Origin of the sequence: Solibacillus daqui (assembly GCF_028747805.1) — a bacterium.
In the GTDB taxonomy this organism is placed as follows: domain Bacteria; phylum Bacillota; class Bacilli; order Bacillales_A; family Planococcaceae; genus Solibacillus; species Solibacillus daqui.
Genome location: NZ_CP114887.1, coordinates 3,587,974 through 3,607,722, shown reverse-complemented (window position 1 = coordinate 3,607,722; position 19,749 = coordinate 3,587,974). Strand labels below are relative to the sequence as shown.

General features: G+C 38.9%; 17 protein-coding genes. 11 read left to right on the top strand and 6 right to left on the bottom strand.

Annotation, left to right across the window (positions count from 1 at the left end):
• Window position 1: 1 nt before the first annotated feature.
• Window positions 2–1,297: a helix-turn-helix domain-containing protein gene (locus tag O7776_RS17705; protein WP_274308253.1), complete on the bottom strand. Its 1,296-nt coding sequence runs from the start codon at window positions 1,295–1,297 to the stop codon at window positions 2–4.
• An 80-nt stretch (window positions 1,298–1,377) separates the two neighbouring features.
• Between O7776_RS17705 and O7776_RS17700 the strand changes: the two genes are divergently transcribed.
• The 10 genes from O7776_RS17700 to O7776_RS17655 all read left to right on the top strand — a co-directional run bounded on the left by O7776_RS17700 (window position 1,378) and on the right by O7776_RS17655 (window position 12,100).
• The gene (locus O7776_RS17700) at window positions 1,378–2,394 is read left to right on the top strand and encodes an NAD-dependent epimerase/dehydratase family protein (protein ID WP_274308252.1); all 1,017 of its coding nucleotides are present in this window, start codon (window positions 1,378–1,380) and stop codon (window positions 2,392–2,394) included.
• Between the two features lies 1 nt (window position 2,395).
• Window positions 2,396–3,451: a dihydrodipicolinate synthase family protein gene (locus O7776_RS17695; RefSeq protein ID WP_274308251.1), complete on the top strand. Its 1,056-nt coding sequence runs from the start codon at window positions 2,396–2,398 to the stop codon at window positions 3,449–3,451.
• A complete protein-coding gene (locus O7776_RS17690) occupies window positions 3,444–4,457 on the top strand; it encodes a zinc-dependent alcohol dehydrogenase (protein WP_274308250.1) in 1,014 nt (337 codons plus the stop codon). Before O7776_RS17695 ends, O7776_RS17690 begins: the two co-directional genes overlap by 8 nt.
• A gap of 1 nt (window position 4,458) precedes the next feature.
• Window positions 4,459–5,511, top strand: coding sequence for a Gfo/Idh/MocA family protein (locus O7776_RS17685; RefSeq protein ID WP_274308249.1), 1,053 nt, complete (start codon window positions 4,459–4,461; stop codon window positions 5,509–5,511).
• An 8-nt stretch (window positions 5,512–5,519) separates the two neighbouring features.
• Window positions 5,520–6,149: a peptide ABC transporter substrate-binding protein gene (locus O7776_RS17680; protein ID WP_274308248.1), complete on the top strand. Its 630-nt coding sequence runs from the start codon at window positions 5,520–5,522 to the stop codon at window positions 6,147–6,149.
• Window positions 6,149–7,123 (top strand): Gfo/Idh/MocA family protein, encoded by a 975-nt coding sequence (locus tag O7776_RS17675; protein WP_274308247.1) that lies wholly within the window; start codon window positions 6,149–6,151, stop codon window positions 7,121–7,123. The genes O7776_RS17680 and O7776_RS17675 overlap by 1 nt, the downstream gene beginning before the upstream one ends.
• 77 nt (window positions 7,124–7,200) lie before the next feature.
• On the top strand, window positions 7,201–8,724 hold the full coding sequence (locus O7776_RS17670) for a hypothetical protein (protein ID WP_274308245.1): 1,524 nt from the start codon (window positions 7,201–7,203) through the stop codon (window positions 8,722–8,724).
• Entirely contained in the window at window positions 8,724–10,298 is a 1,575-nt protein-coding gene (locus tag O7776_RS17665; RefSeq protein WP_274308243.1) for an FAD-dependent oxidoreductase, read from the top strand. The genes O7776_RS17670 and O7776_RS17665 overlap by 1 nt, the downstream gene beginning before the upstream one ends.
• 1 nt (window position 10,299) lies before the next feature.
• Window positions 10,300–11,259: a GNAT family N-acetyltransferase gene (locus O7776_RS17660; protein WP_274308242.1), complete on the top strand. Its 960-nt coding sequence runs from the start codon at window positions 10,300–10,302 to the stop codon at window positions 11,257–11,259.
• On the top strand, window positions 11,240–12,100 hold the full coding sequence (locus tag O7776_RS17655; protein WP_274308241.1) for an ROK family protein: 861 nt from the start codon (window positions 11,240–11,242) through the stop codon (window positions 12,098–12,100). Before O7776_RS17660 ends, O7776_RS17655 begins: the two co-directional genes overlap by 20 nt.
• Before the next feature lie 182 nt (window positions 12,101–12,282).
• Here O7776_RS17655 and O7776_RS17650 read toward each other — a convergent pair whose 3' ends face one another.
• The 4 genes from O7776_RS17650 to O7776_RS17635 all read right to left on the bottom strand — a co-directional run bounded on the left by O7776_RS17650 (window position 12,283) and on the right by O7776_RS17635 (window position 17,035).
• The gene (locus O7776_RS17650; protein WP_274308240.1) at window positions 12,283–12,597 is read right to left on the bottom strand and encodes a YbjQ family protein; all 315 of its coding nucleotides are present in this window, start codon (window positions 12,595–12,597) and stop codon (window positions 12,283–12,285) included.
• A gap of 211 nt (window positions 12,598–12,808) precedes the next feature.
• On the bottom strand, window positions 12,809–14,296 hold the full coding sequence (gene putP / locus O7776_RS17645) for a sodium/proline symporter PutP (protein ID WP_274308239.1): 1,488 nt from the start codon (window positions 14,294–14,296) through the stop codon (window positions 12,809–12,811).
• Between the two features lie 91 nt (window positions 14,297–14,387).
• On the bottom strand, window positions 14,388–15,362 hold the full coding sequence (locus O7776_RS17640) for a proline dehydrogenase family protein (RefSeq protein WP_274308238.1): 975 nt from the start codon (window positions 15,360–15,362) through the stop codon (window positions 14,388–14,390).
• A 377-nt stretch (window positions 15,363–15,739) separates the two neighbouring features.
• On the bottom strand, window positions 15,740–17,035 hold the full coding sequence (locus O7776_RS17635) for an AAA-type ATPase lid domain-containing protein (RefSeq protein ID WP_274308237.1): 1,296 nt from the start codon (window positions 17,033–17,035) through the stop codon (window positions 15,740–15,742).
• Window positions 17,036–17,193: 158 nt separating this feature from the next.
• Between O7776_RS17635 and pruA the strand changes: the two genes are divergently transcribed.
• Window positions 17,194–18,738, top strand: a complete 1,545-nt coding sequence (pruA, locus tag O7776_RS17630) for an L-glutamate gamma-semialdehyde dehydrogenase (RefSeq protein ID WP_274308236.1) — start codon at window positions 17,194–17,196, stop codon at window positions 18,736–18,738.
• A gap of 102 nt (window positions 18,739–18,840) precedes the next feature.
• On the opposite strand, the gene O7776_RS17625 is transcribed toward pruA, so the two are convergent.
• Window positions 18,841–19,749, bottom strand: a complete 909-nt coding sequence (locus O7776_RS17625) for an ABC transporter ATP-binding protein (RefSeq protein WP_274308235.1) — start codon at window positions 19,747–19,749, stop codon at window positions 18,841–18,843.

Sequence of the window (19,749 nt, the reverse complement as noted above, 5' to 3'; positions counted from 1 at the left end):
ATTACTGATTTTTAAGTTCTTCTAAAAACTGCATGAAATAGATGCGCTTCGGGCGACCTCGATGGGCTACTTTTTCCTCGCCAATAATATCGACTAGCCCTGCATCCAACCATTTTAGCAAGATGCGATTCGCACTGCGTAACGTAATATTCAATGTTTGGGCTAATTCCTCTGCTGTATAAATATATTTTTGATGCTTTGTAATTCGTCCCATTAATTTTGAAATATACGATGCAGACATGCCAGCCTTTTCGGCACGTTCTAGTAACTGCAAATCGGTAATAGCTAAAGGGTATTGTTCGTAGTTAATAAAGACGGTCGTATCAATGGGACCGATGACACGGCTATCTTCACGGACAATATAACAGACATTTGGACCATTATCATTAGCTTGGTAAAGCGCTTGCTTTGCATGGCGTCCAGATTCATAGGCATTTATACCAAAGCCAATACCAATCGTACAATTAATATGTAGTTCTTCTTTGAACTGAGAAAGAAGCGGTAAGTGTTTGTAGCCAAGCGTTTCGCGCTCGAATTGGCCGCGTGTCGTAATAAAGCTATATTGCAAAGGATTTAGCGTAATAAGGTGTCCATCCATTTGTTGAGAAAACTGTTGCAAAATTTGCTTCACTTTTGAATGATCTTGCGACGCAATTGCTTCAAATTGGATAATACCATAAACAATTTGATTCTCCTTATTTTGCCGACTTTTACTTGCAAGGAGTACGCGTTCAAATGCGACAATCATTTCCTGCTTTGTAGGAATTAAATAGTCACTAGCTAAATTTAAAGACTGTAATTTTTCATATACGGCTGCAACAGTAGTGACGGGGTGATAACCTTGTTTGGCATAAGAAATATGATTTTCAACAATTTGTTCAATTGCTACATCTGTTGAAAAAACATAATCGATTTTTTGGTGAAGCTGATGCGTAATCGCCAAAATATCACTTTCTTGCATGAAATCAAAGCTGTACGACTTTTCTTCTTTTGTAATTTGATGTGTTAATAGCAACTGATAAAGCTGGATTGCTCGGCTATTTAGTTGATATAACTTCAATGAAGAATCATAGTTTTTTAGTTGGTGATAGATAAAAGGATCGGCAATTACCAGCATTTCGTATTGTGTAATAAATGTTATTAATTCCTCTGTTAGTAACGAATCATGCAGTATAAAATACTGTGCTTGGATACTTGGAAATCCTCGCAAAGATTCTTTAATAGCGGGGAGCATCATTTCAGGACTAATAATTGCTACTAAACTTTGAGAGGTATATAGTGTGTTGTGATTTGTCATGTTAGCGCCTCCAAGACTTTGTACTATAACAATTCTACGAAAAAATGTAATAATATTCAAATTGTATAGGAGTGTTTGTTATGCAAACGATTGAAAAATTGGAAGAATTTATGACGAGACCTTCTGCAGCGCTTGTAGAGGATATGAAAAAAATAGATGGTGACATATTAATTTTAGGAATCGCTGGCAAGATGGGACCAACATTAGCGAAAATGGCGAAACGTGCTGTACAAGAGGCAGACATAGAGAAGCGTATTATCGGTGTTGCGCGATTTTCGAATCAAGAAATGAAGCAAGAATTAGAAGACGCTGGGATTGAAACAATCACTTGCGATTTACTAGATGAAGCACAACTAGCTCAATTACCAGATGTGCCAAACGTTATTTTTATGGCAGGAAATAAATTCGGTACAATCAATAATGAGCATTTTACATGGGCGATGAACACGTATGTGCCGGGTCGTGTTGCTGATAAATATAAAAATTCTAATATTGTCGTCTTTTCATCAGGAAATATTTATCCATTCACACCTGTAACAGCGGGCAACTGTGCAGAAGATGTAACACCTGTTCCAATTGGAGAATATGCGATGTCAACATTAGGACGCGAACGAATTTTCACGAACTTTTCAAATCGCTTCCAAACAAAAATGGTAATGTTCCGATTAAACTATGCGATTGATCTACGCTATGGCGTTTTATTAGAAATTGCAAAATCCGTATACAACGATGAGCCCGTTGATGTCACGATGGGAAGTGTCAACGTGATTTGGCAAGGCGATGCAAATGAATATGCCATTCGTTCATTATTACATTGTGAATCACCAGTGAAAATTTTAAATGTAACGGGTCCAGAAACATTATCTGTACGTTGGTTAACAAAAGAATTTGCGAAGCGCTTTGGCAAAGAGGCAAAAATTGTTGGTGAAGAACAGCCAACTGCACTGTTAAATACGGCATCTCATGCACATAAATTGTTTGGTTATCCACGTGTGACATTAGAGCAAATGTTAGATTTAGTGGCGAACTGGGTGCAAGCAGATGGTGCTACACTAAATAAACCAACGCATTTTCAAGAACGAAAAGGGGCGTATTAATATGAATGAAGCAGTTAAGAAAGCATTGTTTGATGGTGCGTTTATTCCCGCTCATCCACTCGCATTAAACGAAGATAAATCGTTAGACGAAGTAAGTCAGCGCGCTTTAACAAAATACTATATTGATGCAGGTGTTGGTGGCTTAGCTGTCGGTGTTCATACTACACAGTTTGAAATTCGTGATCCACAGTTCAATTTATATGAGCGTGTTCTAACATTAGCGATTGAAGAAATGAAGAAAGCAAATGTACCAGATTCCTTCATTAAAATTGGAGGCGTTTGTGGACCTTTAGAACAAGCGATTCAAGAGGCAATGATTTTAAAAAATTTAGGCTATGATTTAGCGCTATTAAGCATGGGAGGTTTAGCTCATTTAACAGAACAACAACTATTGGAGCGCACACGAGAAATTGCAAAAATTATTCCAGTAGTAGGATTTTACTTACAGCCATCTGTTGGTGGACGTGTATTTACGTATCAATTTTGGCAAGAGTTGGCGAATATCGATAATGTTTGTGCGATTAAAATGGCGCCATTCAATCGTTATCAAACATTGGATGTTGTACGTGCAGTATGTTGCAGCAAACGTCGCGATGAAATTGCACTCTACACAGGAAATGATGACAATATCCTTGTTGATTTATTGTCGGAATATGCATTTACAATTAATGGTGAAACGGTGAAAAAACGAATTGTTGGCGGTTTATTAGGGCATTGGTCTGTTTGGGCGAAAACCGCTGTACACTATTTTGAAGACATTAAAGCAGCGCGCGAAAATGATCAAATTTATTCAGCATGGTTAACAAAAGCAATCGAAGTAACGGATGCAAATGCTGCATTTTTCGATCCAGCGAATGGATTTAAAGGCAGTATTGCAGGGATTAATGAAGTGCTAACGAGACAAGGACTATTAAAAGGCAATTGGTGTTTAGCGGATCATGAAGTGTTAAGTGAGGGGCAGGCAGAAGAAATTACACGCGTATATGAAATGTACCCACACTTACATGATGATGACTTTGTCAAAGCGAATTTAGCAAAATGGAAATCAGGTGAGTAATGTGAAAGCGCTACAGGCACATGATGGTATGACAAAATTAGTAGAAATTGAACAACCAGAATTATTTCCTTCAGCGGTACTAGTTGAAACGCGCTATACAGCCGTTTCCCCCGGCACAGAAAAATTGTTAATTGAAGGAAGTAAAGAAGGTGTCCGACAGCTAGGCTATAGTGCGGTTGGCGTTGTCAAAGCAATTGGCCAATCTGTTACAGCGTTTCAAGTTGGAGATGTTGTTGCGTGCTACGGTGCACCGTATGTTGGCCATATGGAACTGTTAGCTGTTCCGCAAACACTTGTTGTGAAATGCCCGCCAAACGTAGCTTTAAAGCATGCAGCATTTGCCGCACATGGTACGATTGCGATTCATGCGATTCGTCAGGCGCAGCTTCAATTTGGTGAATCCATTGTTGTAATTGGGCTAGGTGTTCTTGGTCAAATGATTGCTAAAATTTGTGCTGCGGCAAGCTATGATGTCATTTGTTATGAACCTAATGAAAAACGTGCGTCGATGCTACAACATATAGCTGGCATTGAAGTTTTTTCAGATTTACAACAAATGGAGCAACATATTGAAAAATTTACAAATGGACAAGGTGTAGATGCCGTTCTTCTTTGCGCAGGTGGGAAGCATTCAGAAACAACAGCCCGAAGTTTAGAATGGGTGCGTAAACAGGGACGAATTGTCATTGTTGGAGATGTAGAACCCGAATTTAATCGAGAACAACTTTTTGCAAAAGAAGCAATTATTACAATTTCTCGCGCTGGTGGCCCTGGTCGTTATGATGCTCGCTACGAAAAAGAGGCAATCGATTATCCATATCATTATGTGCGTTGGACAGAGGGACGCAATTTAGCTGCGTATATTCGTCTGTTAGAACGAGAAGCAATTGATGTTTCTGATTTTGTTCAATTACAAATCCCATTTGAACAATCGGCAAGCGTCTATGAAAAATTAGTAACGAGTGAAGCATTAACGGCTGTTCTCGACTATTCAGGAGGAAACTAACATGTTGAAAGTTGGCGTTATTGGTGGCGGTTCGATTTCTGAATTTCATTTAGGTCCTTATTCTGCACATCCAGAAGTAGAGCTAGTAGCGGTTTGTGACCAAAATGAACACAGATTACATCAGTTAGGTGAAAAGTATAAAGTGACAAAGCTTTATACAAATGTTGATGAATTATTGGCAAACGAAGAAGTAGCGGCAGTTAGCATTTGTACATGGAATAATTCTCATGCAGCGCTTGCCATTAAAGCATTAGAAAGCGGTAAGCATGTATTACTTGAAAAACCTTTAAGTATCAGTATGGATGAAGCCTATGCCATTGAAGAGGCTGTAAAAAAATCGAATAAAATTTTACAAGTAGGTTATGTACGCCGATTTGCCACGAATGTTGGGGTATTAAAGAAGTTTATTGATGCCAATGAATTAGGGGAACTTTATTATGCAAAAGCTTCTTGCTTGCGCCGATTAGGGAATCCTGGTGGCTGGTTTAGCGATGTATCAAAATCAGGTGGTGGCCCACTAATGGATTTAGGTGTGCATATGGTCGATCTTTGCTGGTACTTGATGGGCAAGCCAAAGCCGATTTCTGTTTCAGGTAATACATATAAGAAATTAGGAAATCGTGCGCATATCGAAAATTTATCGTTTTATAAAGCAGCAGATTATAATGCAGAACTGAATGATGTGGAGGATTTATCGAATGCATTAATTCGTTTTGAAAATGGTGCCTCTTTATTTGTAGATGTGAGTTTTACATTGCAGGCAAAGCAAGATGAAATATCGGTAAAGCTTTACGGAGAAAAGGGTGGCGCAGAAATTGAGCCTAAGTTAGTAATTGTACAAGAACGACATGAGACAATCCTAAACATTACGCCGCAAATTGATGCGCTTGGTTTTGATTTTGAAGGTGCTTTCACGAACGAAATCCATCATTTTGTGGATTGTTGTCTAACGGGCAAGCAACCCATCTCTCCAGTAGAAGATGGTGTGGCCGTTATGAAAATGTTAACAGCGATTTATGAATCAGCCGCTACGGGACAAGAAATTAAATTGTAGGTGATGAAATGGTACAAATCGTATTACCAAATAACGAACAAATTTTAATGCACTCACCATTGTACAACTTTACATCTGAAATTCGACATGAGCCAAATACCATTACGATTTTAAAGCAACCAACTACAGAGGCATATAAACCATTTTCGTTGTTGCAACATGAAGGCTTCATTTACTTTGATTTATGGTCGTATTCATTTGCGCTTCAACTGTATCAAGTATTAAAGGCACATGATGTTGTAAAAGGTGTAATTCGGATTCGCCGAACAACAGAAAATGCCTTTCCAATTGAAGAGGACTTGCTTGCTTTAGAGGAATGGTACGGTCCTGTTCGCAACATCAAGGTTCGTTCCAATGCAATCGGTGCTACAAAATATGTCATCGTGCTGTGTGAATTCGGAGAGCAAATTATGGCTCATTTAGAATATATGCATGGCGAAGCGCGTATTGAATTTGAATGGAGCAGTCACCAACATATTGTGGAGTTTGATAGTGCCCAAATGACAGGGGATTCAAGCAATAATCATAATCTGTATAAACATGTTGAGGCAATTGTTGAACATGCGATTTCTTGGGACGTGAGCTATGATGAAAAGCTAAAAAAAATTCAAGCGTTACTACAACGAGGTGAACAGTGATGAATATTGGGATTATGAGCTTTGCACACATTCATGCAACAAGCTATGCCGATGCGATTAAAAGGATACCTGGGGCAACATTAACCGCGATTTATGATACGGATAACAACCGTGGTCAACAGGCGAGTGAGCAATATGAGGTACCTTTTTTTACAGATATTCAATTATTTTTAGCGCAACCAATTGATGTTGTGCTCGTATGTAGTGAAAATATATTGCATAAAGAAATGGTTATTGCGGCTGCAAAGGCGAAAAAGCATATTTTATGTGAAAAGCCGATTGCTACAACAGTTGAAGATGCAAAGGATATGATTGCAGTTTGTGATCAAAATGAGGTGCAACTGTCAATTGCTTATCCTGTGCGTTACAGTGCGGCAATTCGAGATGTCAAACAGGCGATTGAAGCAGGAGAGCTTGGAGATATTGTCGCGATACGTTCTACAAATCGTGGCCAAAATCCGGGCGGCTGGTTTATCGATGAGCAATTAGCGGGTGGAGGAGCTGTTTTGGACCATACCGTGCATATGGTAGACATTATGCGCTGGTATTTAAATAGTGAAGTAGCCGAAGTTAGTGCGTTTGCAAATCGTTACTTTACCGAGCTTGATACCGATGATGCAGGGATTATGACCATTGTTTTTGAAAATGGTGTAATTGCTTCACATGATGCGAGTTGGTCACGCTTTCCACAATTTCCGACTTGGGGCGATGTCATGATTGAAATTATCGGAACGAAAGCAACCCGTAAAGTCGATGTATTTAATGAAAAGCTAAACTTATATAGTAAAGGCGAAAAATCGATCACGCATTTATATAGTGGAAATAATACAGATTTTGAATTAATCGTTGATTTTTTACAGGCTATTCAACAAGGAAGAAAGCCACTTATTTCTGGATATGATGGATTGAAATCCTTAGAAATTGCATTGGCAGCTTATGAATCGAACGCTAAAAAGCAAGCAGTAATTGTATAAATAAATGAAAAGGGTACTCCGTTAAGAGTATCCTTTTTGTTGAATTACGAGAAATAACAACAAAGGGGATAGAGCATATGAACACATCAATTAAAATTCAAAATGAAATCGAACAATTTGCGTTAACTGAATTAAACAGCTATTACACAGGTGAAAAACCAGTTCATTTTGAATACGTTGATATGGGACTAACAGATGATCACTTTGAAATGATTCAGCAAGACAATCAATATGTTATTCGAGGCAATTCAAGTCGTGCCATTTTGTATGGGGTGTATCGCTTTATTGAAAAGGTGGAAGGGATTCTCTTCCTTGATTTAAAGAAGCAGCAAACGATTGAAGCGGTTGGGATTGACGGCGTATATGTGGGCAAGCCGAGATTTACACGTCGTGGGAATGTGTTTGAAACGATTGATGATGTACCATTTTTAAAAAGTATGCTCGATGTTGGAACGAAAAATGGATTAAATGAAGTATTTTTCACATTTTTCTTATGGGATGAAGTGAAGGACGCGCTTTTTGAAGACATACGAAAGCGCGGCATTGAAGTAACATTAGGTGGACATAGCCTACGTTATTTAATTGCAAAAGCTAGAGGACTTCAAGTAACGGGCAAAGCAGCTGCAGATGGTGCTGTCAATGACTTAATTGGTGAAGAAACAGAATTTACAACGGCTCATGCGATAAAAAACCATGATTTTTTACAAGATGAGCAGGCACAACAACAAGTAATTGAACTCATTGTTTCGTATTGCAAAAACGAGCCAGCAATTCGCCGTATTTCCTTATGGCCAGAAGATGTAGGGGCAATAGGAGAGGGAGCTGTTCAATTTTTAACTCGCTATATTGCCTTTGCAGAAAAAGTACAACTAGCTTTACAACAGGTTGGCTTACAAGTGGATGTAGAGCACATCGTTTATAATGCAGGATTAAGCTGGGAAATGCTTGAACGAAAACAACAGCGAGTAGGCACAACGGATATTTTATATGCGTATTGGGGACGTGATTATACAAAAAGCTATGAATCTGAACGCGATGTACGTGCTTGGCAAAGTTTAGAGGATTGGCGACAAGCAACTGAAAAATCCATTACGGTGTTTGAATACTACAGTGATCATTTCATGTTAAGCGAATTATTCCCATTACTATTTAAACAAATTGCAGTAGATGTTGACCGTTATGAAGAGCTAGGCTGTGATGGCATGGTGAACTTGGTTGTACCATTGCATAAAGTGGCAAAAGCACAAGCGCATATGGGAAATTATGATTATCAGCAATACCAGCAGTTAAATAATATTGTATTTGCCCGTTCATTGTGGGAAGGACTTGAAACGATACCACATCTTTTATCAGAGTCTATGCAACAGTTCGCACAGCAAATCGAGCATCAGCTTGGACAAAATAGTCAATTCAATGCAAAGTTTTTCCCTAGCCGTGTCGTGGAAGCGAAAAATCCAGAAGCAAAATCGGACGTTATTCAAATGCTTACGGCTGTTGAACAAGTCATCGAGCAAGCAAGTCCAGAAGCACCTTTACAACATTATGCTCAAGCTTTAAAAGAAGTTGTGCGTATAACGAAGGAACGCTGGGAGGCATTATAATGTGGGATTGCGTTTATTATTATCGCGAAAAAGAACATCGGTCACTTTATTTGAAACAAGAGGTTTTAATATATGGAGCAACTCCTGCAGGAATTACAGCAGCTATTACGTTAAAAAAGCAAGGCTTCGACGTACGAATTGCTGAATGTAGTCGCTTTATTGGCGGAATGACAACGAGCGGCTTAGGAGCAACCGACTTAGGAGCTGAAGACGCATTAGGGGGCTTGGCAAAGCAATTTTATGAAGAAATCGCCGCGCATTATCAGGTTGAAAAATGTGTACGCTTTGAGCCACATGTAGCCGAGGGAATCTTTAAAAAATGGTTAACAGAATTTAAAATTGATGTGCAAACTGAGCAATTTATTGAAAGCGTTGTGAAAGAGCATCAAGCGATTCATCAAATTACGATGACCGATGGGACAACCTATGAGGCAAAGCAATTCATCGATGCAAGCTATGAAGGAGATTTACTCGCACATGCTAAAGTTTCATATATTGTTGGCCGCGAAGCAAGTATCGTGTATAAAGAAATTTATAATGGCGTGCAGTTTGGGACACAGCATCATAAATTTGAAAGTTATATTGATCCTTATCAAGAAGAAGGGAATCCGAATAGTGGTTTATTGTATGGCATTGCGAACGAACAAGTAACGGAACTAAATGGTGCAGGAGATAAACGCATTCAAGCTTATAACTTCCGAATCTGTTTAACAAAGAACAATAAAGTCCCAATTCCTAAACCAAACGGCTATAACCGCTCGCATTATGAGTTATTATTGCGTTATTTACAAGCGGGACATTGGGACGCAATGAAGCTTCATACGACATTAATGAACGGCAAAACCGATTTAAATAATCACGGAGCATTTTCAACGGATTTTATCGGTATGAATTATGCCTTTCCAGATGGCAGCTATACATTACGTGAAGAAATTTTTCAGCAACATGTCACGTATGTAGCCGGATTATTATACTTTTTAGCAACGGATGAAGAAGTGCCGGGGACTGTTCAACAAGAAGTGAACCAATGGGGATTAGCGGCAGATGAATTTATTGAAACGAATCATTGGCCAAGACAATTGTATATTCGAGAGGCGCGTCGAATGATTGCAGATTATTGTATGACGGAGCATCATGCGCTTCGGCGAATACATTGTGAGCAACCGATTGCCGTTGCGTCTTTCCATATGGACTCTCATCACTGTCGTCGCGTTGTATTAAATGGGCGTGTTGTGAATGAAGGGGATATTCAAATTCCAGTAAAGCCATTTGCGATTGATTTGCGTGCGCTCTTACCTAAGCAGGAGGAATGTACAAATTTAGTAGTGCCTGTTTGCATCAGTGCATCGCATATTGCCTATGGTTCGATTCGAATGGAGCCGGTATTTATGATGCTTGGCCAAGTAGCTGGAACCATTGCAGCACAGGCAATGCAAGCACAAAAACCAGTTCAACAATTACCATATGAGGAAATAAAGCAACAGTTAGTACAACAGGGGCATATCTTTGAATGGGATGGAGTTATAGTAGATGATCCGATTCGCCGGATGGAAGAAACGTTTGGGGGGAAATAATTTGTTAAAGCCATTAACGAAAGAATTTCATGAAGAGATTTTAAATTTATGGAATGAATGCTTACCTGATTTTCTATTAACAACGCGTTTATTTGATCAAAATACATGGCAATCACCTTATGTTTTACAAGAAGGTAGTGCTGTTAAAGTACAAGATGACAAAGTGGTTGGTGTTGTCATTGCAAAAAGCTGGCACGATACGTATGGTGTGGAATTAAATAAAGCACATGGTTGGATTCAAATGCTACTTGTGCATCCAGATTATCGTCAGCAAAAAATTGCAACCGCGCTTTATGAGCATGCCGAGCAGGCACTGATTGAAATGGGGGTTTCGAAAATTCAAATTGGTGGCGATTTAGGACATTTACTATGTGGAATTCCACTGGCGCAACAAGCAGGCGTAGCGTTTGCTGAAAAATTTGGTTTTAAACAGCTTGTTGAAAGTGTGGACTTTACAAGAGCGGTAACGGATCCACAAGCACTTCCTCAAAAGGAAAAAGCCGAATTTGTTTTATTACAACCAGAGGAACAACAGCAATTTCTAGATTTTATTTCAAATTCTTTCCCTGGACGTTGGACATTCGAAGCACATGACTATTTTGCTAAAGGTGGCACGGGTCGAGATTATGTCGTCGTAAAATGGGAAGGGCAAATTGTTGGGTTTTGCCGCATAAATGATGAACAAAGCGCTTGGAAGGGACCAAATTATAATTGGGCAGAGCAATTTGGAAATTTAGGTGGAATTGGTCCATTAGGGATTAATGAGCACTATCGAAAATATGGGTTAGGCAGAGCCGTTGTAGAGGCAGCAGAATATTATTTACAGCAACGAAATAAGACTACATTATTTATCGATTGGACAGATTTAATTGCTTTTTATGAAAAATTAGGGTATTCTGTTTGGAAAAATTATGGAGTTTTCGTAAAGCAGGTGGATGAATATGTGGATACTAAGCGCTGATATTGGAGGCACAAAATTAGCATTAGCAATTTCGAAGCAAGAGCAACCCGAAAAGTTGATTAATGAGTTAGAAATCGCAAGCCCTCAACAATCAGAAGCATTATTTGAGGCGATGATTGAAGGATTCAATGAACTTTTGCAAGGACATGAAGGGGAAATTGTAAAAGTTGCGGTTGGACTTCCTGGCATTTTAAATTTACAACAAGGAATGGTTGTTTATCAGCAAAACTTACCCTGGAGGGACTTTCCATTAGTAGCTCGTTTACAGGAAGCGTATCCAAACGCTTTAATAAGAATGGAAACTGATATGATGACAGCCGCGAATGGCGAATATAAAATTCGTCATTTTGAGCAGGAAACGCTAATCTATTTAACGGTTAGTACAGGGATTGCTTGCTGCTCCATTCACGAAGGCAAATTTTTAAGAGGTGCGGGCATTCCTGGCGAGGTCGGCTTTTCGTTAACGAAGAAGGGTGCTTTTTTTGAAGACGTATGTGCAGGCCCGGGGTTAACAAAGTGGCTACAAGAAAAAACAAATCGTACAGATACACTTCAGCAATTTTTTGAGAGCTATTATTCGCAGGACGACAAGGTTGTTCCAATTATTAAGCAGTGGCAACAAGAAATTGCACAAAAGATTCATAGTTTTATACTTTTACTCGATCCACATGTCGTTGTTTTAGGTGGAGGTGTGATGAACCATCATCCGCAAATGGTGAGTGAAATTGCACAAGAAGTAGATAATTGTTTTACGCTACCGTTTTTTGATCATAAAAAAGGGCGCGTACAAGCGAGTATTAATAAAGGCCATGCAGGATTAATCGGTGCAGCGCTACTATAAATTTAATAGATTTAAACAAGACAAAAAATCACCATTTTTCAAAATCGAAAATGGTGATTTTTGAATAGAAAGAAATTAATTTCTCTTCGTCTAACGAATACGCTTTTCAGTAGCTGGATCGAAGAAATGCGTTTTGCTAGATTAAAGTTTAGCTTAATTTCTTGCCACTTATGTTTGAGCACTTAGCGAATTGTTACAGCAGTACCTGTTGCAACACACATCATCATGCCTTCACGCAATGTTTCAAAGTCTAAATCCACACCAATGATGGCATTTGCCCCTAAGCTACGCGCGCGGTCTTGCATTTCTTCTAGCGCAATTTTGCGGCCCTCTGCTAATTTATCTTCATAAGAAGCACTGCGTCCACCAACAATATCTGTTACAGATGCGAAAATATCACGTACAATGTTTGCGCCCATAATCGCTTCACCTGATACGATACCGTAATACGTTTCAATTGTTTTTCCTTCGATTGCGTTTGTTGTAACTACTAACATAGCGCCCACTCCTTAAAATGTAGTACTAATCAATACGGTTACAAACTGTAAAGGTTTCATTTATTTAAAATAGGTAATTTCAATTTCAAAAGCATCTCTTCCATCATCTATTCCTCCTTTGTCGATTAGACGCAGCAGTTTTAAAAAACGTTCAATTTATTTTCATTATAACGAAAAAACTAGTCTCTACAGGAGAGACTAGTTCACATAATTAGTTACGTTCTTCGTTTAAAATACGCAGTGTTTCATCGAATTCTTTTTCGATTTCAGTGTTTCGCTTGTACGTAAACATACTTACAAAAACCGCTACAACAAGACAGGCGATAAAGCCCGGTACGATTTCGTATAACATGCTTGAAAGGCTTTCTGTACGTCCCCAAAAAAACGCTACAATTGCACCAGCAACCATCCCGCTTAGAGCGCCGTAATTTGTGAGTTTACGCCAGAAAAGCGATAACAAAATAATTGGACCGAATGCAGAACCAAAGCCGGCCCACGCGAATCCAACAAGATCTAAAATGGTGTTTTCAGGATTCCAAGCGACAATTGCGGCAAAAATGGCGACAAGTAATACCGCTACACGACCTAAAAACACATAGTGTTTATCGTCTGCTGTTTTATTGAACAGCGCTTTATAAATATCTTCTATGAGCGCAGAGCTTGTTACGATTAATTGAGAAGAAATCGTACTCATAACGGCTGCTAAAATGGCTGCTAATACAATCCCTGCAATGAAAGGATGGAATAGAATTTGTCCTAATACGATAAATATTGTTTCGGCATCCTTTAATTCCGTACCTTGCTGTTGGAAATAAGCAACCCCCACAAGCGCTGTTGCAAGTGCACCAAGTAAGCTGAAAATCATCCAGCCAATACCAATACGACGTGCTGATTTCGTTTCTTTTACCGAAGCAATAGCCATAAAGCGTACAATAATATGGGGCTGTCCGAAATAACCAAGTCCCCAAGCTAACGATGAAATAATAACGGCAGCTGTTGCAGAAGGGGGAATTAAGTTAAGCATATTTGGATTAACAGCTTTAATTGAATCTACGGTCTCACCAATGCCACCTGTCAAAAACACTCCAACAACAGGTACCGCAATAAGCGTAATTACCATAATAAGCCCTTGAATAACATCCGTATAACTTACTGCTAAAAATCCTCCAAATAATGTGTATGCAACAACGACGGCCGATACAAACAATAGCCCAGTGTGATAATCCATACCAAACGAGCTTTCAAAGAATTTCCCGCCAGAAACCATACCTGACGATACGTAAAACGTGAAGAATACTAAAATAATAATCCCTGAAGCAATACGTAATAATTTTGTGTGATCACGTAAACGATTATCTAAATAACTTGGAATCGTAATTGAATTGTTGGCTACTTGTGTGTAAACACGTAAGCGCGGTGCTACTAGTAACCAGTTTAAATAAGCACCAATCGTTAAACCAATGGCAATCCATGCCTCTACAAGACCTGATACGTATATGGCACCAGGTAACCCCATTAAGAGCCAACCTGACATATCAGCAGCACCAGCACTTAAAGCTGTTACCGCAGCACCAAGTCCACGTCCACCTAACATATAATCCGTTAAGTTGCTTGTTTTTCGGAACGCATACCAGCCAATACCAAGCATAGCAATCATGTAAATAATAATTGCTAATAATTGATAACTGTAATCCGACATAAAAACAGCTCCTCTATTGATAATTTTCTGCTAAGTTTAGCATGAACCAATAGTCCTCCGTCAATGCAATATATCGTAGCACCTAAAGCGATTATTTACGCTTTTTTGTTAAGCGACCTAATAAAAATGCCCCAGCTGCTACAGCTAAAAATGTGTTTGTTTTTTTGTTAAATACTTGTTTCGTTACTAAATTGATGTTTTGAGGGCGCTCTGCTAAACGACGCATAAAGTAGCCGTACCAGTCCTGTCCAAATGGTACGTATGTACAGAAGTTGAACCCTTCTTTTGCAAGACTTACTTGCATATCTGTACGGAAGCCGTAAAGCATTTGGAATTCAAATTTTTCATTCGGAATGTTGTGCTCTTTTACGAATTGTTTTACATGATTAATTATATTATGATCATGTGTCGCGATTGACGTAAATTTACCATGTAGTAAATGGTATTCAATTTGAGCAATGAATTTACGGTCAATGTCTACTTTGTCTTGGAACGCGACAGATGGATCTTCCTTGTATGCGCCCTTAACTAAGCGTAAACGGTAGTCTTTAAAGCGTTCAACGTTGTCATCAGATTCAAAGAAATACGCTTGAATAACAGTTCCGACATTCCCATATTCTGCGTGAAGTGCCTCTAATAGCTCAAATGATGGATGTAAACGCGCATAGTTTTCCATATCAAAGTTAACAAAAATTTGATATTCATTTGCTAATGCAACGATGTCTTTTAAGTTTTCGTAGCAGAAATCATAATCAATATCTAAGCCTAATTGTGATGGTTTTAGTGAAATATGGGCATCTAAATTTTCCGAATGAATGCGTTCAATCACAGTTGAAATTTGCTCTTTTGCAGCAAGTGCAGCACTTTTTTCAAATACAAATTCACCTAAATTATCAACGGTACAAGCAATACCCTGAGCGTTTAATGCCTTAATGCTTTCTACAACCTCATCGATATTTGTACCTGCAACGACAGTTTGCGCCCCAAGTTGATAACCGTATTTTTGGGCTGCAGAATTTAAAGTTTGATTTTCAGAAAGTGCGATAAAAAAATCTTTTAATGACATTTTAAGTTCTCCTCCTGAGAAAGAATTGTTTTTATTAACATTGAGGAGAGTATAAAACAAAAATATTAAAAATGGAAATAGAAATTGAGCGGAATAAGGTTTGTGAAAAATGAAAATTAAGTCATACCAACGGTTTGTGGGCTAAAAAATTTTATTGAAATATCTTTTTAATGCTAAAAATCGCTTAGTAAAACGGAAATATTGATATGTGCAAAATAATAGTGCATAGATGGAAAATGAAAAAGACCCCTTGTCAACAGGGGTCTTTTTCAACAATATTGCTTAATAATTTTCCAATTATTCAATTGCGATGAGTTTTTTTAGTCAGAGTTTCTCTATTCAGCTGGTATTTGAACTCCAGCTGAAGCAAGTTAAAGCTATTTGCGTTTTAATCGATATTGTAGGCCCTGACGATGAATGCCTAATGCTTTTGCGGTTTGCGAGATGTTACCACCGTTAAGTTGAAGGGCATGGCTAATGTAATGATCTTCAACTTTGCGCATATATTCATCAAGTGGCTGTAATTCCTGCTGTGAAAAATCAAAAAGTTGCTCAACTTCTGTATAAGCAGGCTCTGTTTGTTTTAGCTTCCACTTAAAGTATGCTGGAATATGTGACATTTCTACGTATTCTTCGTTTGTTAGTAGTGCGCTAATATCATCCAGCAGCACTTCAAGTTCCTTCAGATTTCCGGGCCAGTCATAAGTTAAGAAAATTTCCTCAACCTCTGGAACAAGTCCTTTTACAAACATGCCGTAATCATTGCGACGGCGCGCAAAATAGTCATCGATAAAGGGCTTAATGTCCTCGCGACGTTCACGAAGTGCTGGTACTTGAATCGTTAAATTCGAAAACAAATAATATAAGTTTTTCGAAAGACGCCCTTGCTGAATTAGATCAATCGGATCTTCACCAATACTAGCAACAAATACATGATTGCGGTCATTATGCATTTCCAATAACTTAATAATTCGTTCTTGTGCTAGGCTCGATAAAAAATCGATGCGCTCTGCAAAAAACGTGTAATTTTTTTCTTCGGCAATATACTTTTCAATTTGTGCAAGCAGTGTTTCTTCGTTACGACGGCAAATGAGTGTTACGAATCGCTCATTTTTTTCTTGTAGCTCGTGATGAATACCTTCTGCAATCATATCCTTCCCGGTTCCTGATTCACCGACTAACATGACAGGGATTCGGCCAAGTGCTGCAATTTTTGCCTGCTGAATGACTTGCTTCATCGATTTTGAGACTGCAGTAATAATATCAAATGTTAATGGTGCACCGTAACGACTTAGAGGGCGATCCATTAAGAACTCTTGTTGTGTAATATCACGTGACAATTGAATCGCGATTTGTGTACCATCGTTAAGGGTATAAGGATAGTAGTCACTAATCGTGGTCACTTCTTCACCGTGTGCATTCCAAAATGTCTGCTTAACATGTTTAAAACTTTGACCAGAGGCTAACACTTTTTGTAGCATATTTTGCTCTAAGTTAAAATCGAGTGATTGTGATAGAAAACGCTGTGTAATTTGCTCAAGCGATTCTCCAGTTAGTCCACGCATTTTTTTGTTGTAAACAATCACACGTCCATTTTCATCTATGGCACAAAGCCCTGTTTCAATTTTTTCAATCATAAATTCAAAGACACTAGAAATATCTAGCTGTTTCATGCGGTGTAACCCCCTTAGCATTATTTTAGCATGAATAAGAGATTTTTTGTTTTTAAGAAAAAATATTGCAAAAAGCAATAAAATATTGCATAATTCGAATTAAGTAATATCTTATAATGCAAAAAAATAATGCACCTTATATCGGAGGTAATGGATAAATGATTAACTATAAGCACGAACCATTCACAGATTTTTCGGTAGAAGTAAACAAGCAAGCATATTTAGAAGCGTTGAAAAAAGTAGAGTCACAACTAGGCGCAGAATATCCACTTATTATTGGTGGAGAGCGCATCACAACAGAAGACAAAATTGTATCGTACAATCCAGCGAAAAAAACAGAAGTTATCGGTTCTGTATCAAAGGCTTCACAGGAGCTAGCTGAAAAAGCGATGCAAGAAGCGGATAAGGCATTCCAATCATGGAAAAAAGTTAAGCCTGAAATTCGTGCAGACGTATTATTCAAAGCAGCGACAATTATTCGTCGACGCAAGCATGAGTTCTCTGCTTGGTTAACGAAAGAAGCAGGGAAGCCATGGAATGAAGCGGATGCAGATACAGCAGAAGCAATCGATTTCTTAGAATACTACGGTCGCCAAATGTTAGAAATGAAAGATGGTCGTAAGGTAGAAAGCCGATCAAATGAATATAACCGTTATGACTATATTCCTTTAGGGATTGGTATTGTCATTTCACCGTGGAATTTCCCATTCGCAATTATGGCGGGTACTACAGTAGCAGCTGTTGTCACTGGGAATACGGTATTACTAAAACCAGCATCAACGACTCCAGTTGTCGCGTATAAATTTATTGAAGTGCTTGAAGAAGCAGGTTTACCTAAAGGCGTTGTCAACTATGTACCTGGTAGCGGTGCAGAAGTAGGGGACTATTTAGTAGATCACCCAAAAACACGCTTCATCAGCTTCACGGGCTCTCGTGATGTCGGCTTACGCATTAACTCACGAGCTTCTGTATTAAGCGAAGGCCAAATCTGGATTAAACGTGTTATCGCTGAAATGGGCGGTAAGGACACAATCGTTGTCGATAATGAAGCAGATTTAGAATTAGCAGCACAATCAATCGTGAAATCAGCATTCGGCTTCTCAGGTCAAAAATGTTCGGCATGTTCACGTGTTGTCATTGTAAAAGATGTATACGACCAAGTGGTAAACCGTGTAGAAGAGTTAACAAAGTCTCTAACAATCGGTGATCCAGCTGACCCATCAAATTTCATGGCAACGGTAATTGATGCTGCGGCATTCAAAAAAATTAGCGAATATATTGAAATTGGTAAAGAGGAAGGGCGCCTAGTTGCTGGTGGCACGGCAGACGATACAGTAGGCTACTTCGTGAACCCAACTGTATTTGCAGATGTTGATCCTGAAGCACGTATTATGAAGGAAGAAATCTTCGGTCCAGTTGTCGCGATAACAAAAGCAGATACGTTTGAAGATGCGATTGCGATTGCGAACAACACAGAATACGGCTTAACAGGCGCGGTTATTACATCAAATCGCATGAACCAAGAATATGCACGCGATGAATTCCACGTAGGGAACCTATACTTCAACCGTGGATGTACAGGCGCAATCGTTGGATACCAACCATTTGGTGGCTTCAACATGTCGGGTACAGACTCTAAAGCAGGTGGCCCTGACTACTTAACATTGCACATGCAAGCGAAAACGACGTCAGAAGCTTTCTAATTTAAAAAACTACGATTTTGGAAGTTGCCTTATATATAGAAGAAACTCCTTCACAATTGCCTCGTGAAGGAGTTTTTCATGTTCTATCATATCGAAACTAAATTATTTAACCCATTCTTTCGCTTGTGCTTCTGTACCGAAGACAAAGTGATTTGGACGGGCTTCGATTACTTGTGCTGCTGGATCATGTTCTACGTGCTTGTATGGAATACGCACACGGCTACGCTCATACTCAGGATTCGGTTGAGGCACAGCGGATAGTAGAGACTTCGTGTATGGGTGGATTGGATTATTGTAGATTTCATCCGCCGAACCAAGCTCTAAAATTTTCCCGCGATACATAACTGCAATACGATCTGAGATGTATTTCACCATTGATAAATCATGCGCGATGAACAGGTAGGTTAAGCCACGTTCTTTTTGCAGTTGTTTTAATAAGTTAACAACTTGTGCTTGGATAGAAACATCAAGTGCTGAAATTGGTTCATCTGCAATGATGAAGCTTGGATCTAAGCTTAGTGCACGTGCTATACCAATACGTTGACGTTGACCACCTGAAAACTCATGGGCATAACGGTTTGCATGCTCGCGTGTTAAACCAACTGCTTCTAGTAACTCGCCAACGCGTTCGATGCGTTCTTTTTTATTTTTATAAAGACCATGAATTTCAAAGCCTTCCGCAATTAATTCGCCAGCAGTCATACGCGGGTTTAGTGATGCGTATGGATCTTGGAAAATCATTTGCATTTCACGGTTGAATTGTAACAAGTCTTTACGTGATTTTAATTCTGAAATATCGCGACCTTTAAAGTTAATTTGACCTTCTGTAATATCATAAAGGCGAATAATTGAGCGGCCTGTTGTAGATTTACCACAACCTGACTCCCCAACTAAACCTAATGTTTCCCCTTCATAGACATCAAATGAAATGCCATCAATTGCTTTAATTGGTGCTTTCGCAGTTCCGAAATATTGCTTTAATCCTTTTACTTCTAAAATTTTATTAGCCAT